This is a genomic window from Streptomyces fuscigenes (assembly GCF_021556455.1).
Classification (GTDB): domain Bacteria; phylum Actinomycetota; class Actinomycetes; order Streptomycetales; family Streptomycetaceae; genus Streptomyces; species Streptomyces fuscigenes.
The window spans coordinates 1-3,852 of record NZ_JAKGCV010000490.1 but is presented as its reverse complement, the minus strand read 5'-3'; the positions used below and the strand labels follow the sequence as shown (position 1 = coordinate 3,852).

General features: G+C 74.0%; 3 protein-coding genes. 2 read left to right on the top strand and 1 reads right to left on the bottom strand.

Features of this window, described 5'->3' with window-relative positions; all coding sequences use genetic code 11:
* Positions 1-177 precede the first annotated feature (177 nt).
* Entirely contained in the window at positions 178-1,035 is an 858-nt protein-coding gene (locus L1885_RS25105; protein WP_235799456.1) for an alpha/beta fold hydrolase, read from the top strand.
* 133 nt (positions 1,036-1,168) lie between these two features.
* Positions 1,169-1,984: a site-2 protease family protein gene (locus tag L1885_RS25100; protein ID WP_235799455.1), complete on the top strand. Its 816-nt coding sequence runs from the start codon at positions 1,169-1,171 to the stop codon at positions 1,982-1,984.
* A gap of 135 nt (positions 1,985-2,119) precedes the next feature.
* Here the strand turns inward: L1885_RS25100 and L1885_RS25095 are convergent.
* On the bottom strand, positions 2,120-3,852 hold a 1,733-nt coding region (locus tag L1885_RS25095; RefSeq protein ID WP_235799454.1), incomplete at its 5' end, for a pectate lyase-like domain-containing protein.

Here is a 3,852-nt window from a genome sequence, read left to right as displayed (position 1 = left end):
GCGGCCCGCACGCGCGGGGGCCCGGCAACGGGCCCGCTGAGCGCCGGCCTCCCCACGGGGCCTCCCGGTGGTACGGGACCCGGACGGGGCCGCGGGTCTCGGCGGGAGCCGCTCGCGGCGCCGCCGGCCCGCCCCTCGCCGGGTACGAGCCGGGCCCCCGGCCCCTAGGATCCCGGCATGGGACGCGACCAGGAACGCGACGCCGTCCACGTGACGCGCTGGGGCCCCGGCGAGGCGGGGGACGCTCCGCGCGTGCTGCTCGTGCACGGCACGCTCAGCTGGGGCACGGACTCCTTCCGGGAGCAGCGGCCGCTCGCCGACCGGTTCCGGCTGGAGCTGATGGACCGGCGCGGCTTCGGGCGGAGCCCGGACATCGCGCGCAGCGACTACGAGAGGGACGCCGAGGACATCGCGGACGCCCTCGGCTCCGGCGCCCACCTCGTGGCCCACTCCTACGGCGCCGCGGGCGCGATGATCGCGGCGGCCCGCCGTCCCGGGGCGGTCCGCTCCCTGACGCTGATCGAGCCGTCGACCCTGCGCGTCGCCGGGGAGCGCCCGGCGGTCGCGGCGGCACTCGCACGGATCCGGGAGGCCTTCGGCGAGCGGCGGGCGCCGATGAGCCCCGAGGAGTTCCTGCGCCACTCGACCGAGGAGTACGGCCTGCCGCTGCCGGAGCTCACCCCCGGGATGCTGCGTGCCACCGCCTCGGCGATGGGCGAGCGGCCGGCGTGGGACGCCGACATCCCGCTCGCCGCCCTGGGCCGTGCCGGGTGGCCGAAGCTGGTGGTCAACGGCACCTGGGAGAGCGCGCACCCCGGCTACCGCGCCTTCAGCGGCGAGGCCCTGATGGCGTGCGGGGCGTTCGTCGCGGAGCGGATCGGCGCCCGGCACGTCCGGGTGCCCGGCTGCGACCACTCTCCCCACCGCGACCGCCCGGGCGCCGTGAACCGGCTGCTCGCCGGCCTGTGGAGCGGTCGGTCCGAGCACGGCACCCCGGCCGGCGCCCCCGCCGGCACCGGTCCCGGCGGCACCTGACGGCGCCGGCCGGCGCCGGCGGGCCGGGATCCCCGAGCGGCACCCGGGCGGTCGGACATGCTGCCGCCTGCGCGTTCCGGGCCACCCGCTACCGTTTCCTGCACCAGCGCCTGTGCCGTCCGGGGGAGTCCCTATGAGCAGTGCCAGTACCACCGCGAGCAGCGAGCGGCGGATCAGCCCCGTGTTCCTGGGGATCGTCGCCGTCGCGGTCGTCGCCGGCTGGGGCGTGTGGACGGGCTTCGCCGGCAACACGGGCTTCGCGGTCTGCCTCTTCGTGATCGCGGCCTGGGTCGTCTCGCTGTGCCTGCACGAGTACGCGCACGCGCGCACCGCCCTGCACAGCGGCGACATCAGCATCGGGGCGAAGGGCTATCTCACGCTCAACCCGCTCAAGTACACGCACGCGCTGCTCAGCATCGTGCTGCCGGTGGTGTTCGTGATCCTCGGCGGCATCGGCCTGCCCGGCGGCGCCGTCTACATCGAGCGCGACCGGGTGCACGGCCGCTGGAAGCACAGCCTGATCTCCGCCGCGGGCCCCCTCACCAACGCGCTCTTCGCGCTCGTGTGCACCGCCCCGTTCTGGCTCGGCGCGCTCCACGGGGCGCCCCTGGCCTTCCGGGAGGCGCTGGCGTTCCTCGCGTTCCTCCAGGTCTCCGCGACGCTGCTGAACTTCGTCCCGGTCCCCGGCCTGGACGGCTACGGGGTGATCGAGCCCTGGCTCCCGCTGTCGTTGCGCCGGCAGATCGCGCCCTTCGCACCGTTCGGGCTGATCGCGGTCTTCGTCGTCCTGTACCAGGGCACGGTCAACCACGCGTTCTTCGACCTGGTCGACGGGATCATGAGCCATCTCGGGGTCGGCCAGAACTACATGTACTGCGGGCAGAACCTGTTCCAGTTCTGGACCTCGCAGGACAGCCTGTGCTCGGTGCAGGGGGCCGTGGGCTTCTGAGCCCCGCCCGACGCCGGACCCGGACCGGAGCCCCGCGCGGGACGCACCCCCGGGGCACGTCATCCGGCCGGAGGGCCGGAACCCGCCGGACCGCCCGCCCGCCCCTCCGGGCCGGCGGGCGGTCCGGGGCGCCGATCACGGGTAGCTGGTCACCTTCGCGAGGCCGACCTCCGCGTCCGAGGGGCCGCCCGTCGTGTTGATGACGTGCGCGATCGTGCCCTTGCCGCCGCCCAGCGAGAACGTCAGCATGCTGTGGAAGCGGACCCCCGCGCGGCGGGGCGCCGCGAAGGCGCGGTCCGCGACGATCGTCGGGTCGCTCGTGAGGTTGCAGTAGCTGCCCAGCCCCCACGCCTCGTGCTCGCGCACGCCGTCCGCGACCTCGTACGCCGGGTAGCCGCGGTGGGAGCCCTCGTTCCAGGCGGCCTGGTCGGGCGCGTCGTAGGGCATCTCGTTCTGGAAGAAGTACGTGCGGCCGCGCTCGCCGGACCAGAGCACCTGCGCCTTCTGGTGGTGCTCCACGAACAGTCCGTAGACGGTCACGTCGTCGCCGGTCACGACCAGGCCCGTGTCGGAGGTGTTCTTCGTCCAGCCGACGCCCGAGCCGTGGTCCGCCCGCCACAGCCACGTGTTGTCGATGATGACGTCGTCGCTGTTGACCACGATCGAGTTCTTCGCCTTGCCCACGCCGGCGCCGCCGACGCGCACGAAGACGTCGTGCAGCGAGGTCGGGTTCGCGGCGTGGCCGTGGCGCGAGCCGTCGGGACCCACCCGCACCAGGGCGTCGCTGCTCTGCGCGCCGGCGTCGACCAGCAGGCCCGCTATCTTCACACCGTCCACGTCTGCGACGTCCAGCGCCGTGACCCCGCCGTCGGGGACGAGGGTCGCGAGACCGAGGCCCAGCACCACCGTGTCCGGCCGGGTGATCTTCAGCGGCTGCGCGAGATGGTAGACCCCGGGCGTGATCAGCAGGTGCTTGCCCTGCGCCAGCGCCGAGTTGAGCTCGGCCGCGCTCGCACCGGGCTTCGCGATGTGGAAGTCGCCGATCGGCACGTCCGTGCCCGCGGCGCGCCGCCCCTCCCAGCTCGTGTTGTGGCTGTCGCGCCGCACGGCGGGTACGAAGACGTGCCAGGCGCCCGCCTTGTCCACGTGCAGGAAGGGCTTCTCCCGTACGACCGGGGTGCGCGCCACGTTGGTGAAGGGCGGGGAGGGGAAGCTCGTCGCGGGCGCGTTGTCCGTACCGACGAAGACCATGTTCCAGTTGAAGCCCAGCCAGCCGCCCACCACGGAGTTGCGGGTGATCCACTGCTGCTGGGTGCCCGACGCGACCTGACCGGTGATCAGGCTGTCGGCGATGAAGCCGCCGCTGGAGTAACCCCCGTCGTCCAGCTGCAGGTTGCCGGTCAGGTAGATCCGCCGGTAGAACGTGGCCTGGGAGACCGCCCACCGGTCCGTTCCGCTGCGCGGCACCGGGTGGATGTTCTCCGCGCCGCGCCAGAAGTTCGTCAGCGTGCCCTTGCCGTGCGCGTCGCCGTCCACGTGCAGGGTGTCGGAGATGGTGACGTCCGGGGGCTGCGTGCCGAGGCCCGCGACCTGGGTGTAGTAGCCGAGGTTCACGTCGAGGTCGTAGCCGCCCGGCTTGAACAGCACCGCGTAGCGGCCGGTGCCGAACTCGGCCTGCTTCTGCTGCGCGAAGATCGCGTCCAGCGTCGACTGGACGGTGTCCGTGTCCATGGACGGGTCGAACACGTAGACGTTCGGCCCGAGATCGGGGTCGCCGTCGGCGTGCGTGGCGGGCGGGGGAGGGGCGGCGGCCGTCTTCGCCGCGGTGTTCGCGGCCGCGGCGGTCCGGCCCGCCGGGGCGGCGGGGG

Bases quoted from the DNA above. Each gene is read 5' to 3' on its own strand.
- L1885_RS25105 (WP_235799456.1), top strand. From the start codon at position 178: ATGGGACGCGACCAGGAACGCGACGCCGTCCACGTGACGCGCTGGGGC.
- L1885_RS25100 (WP_235799455.1), top strand. From the start codon at position 1,169: ATGAGCAGTGCCAGTACCACCGCGAGCAGCGAGCGGCGGATCAGCCCC.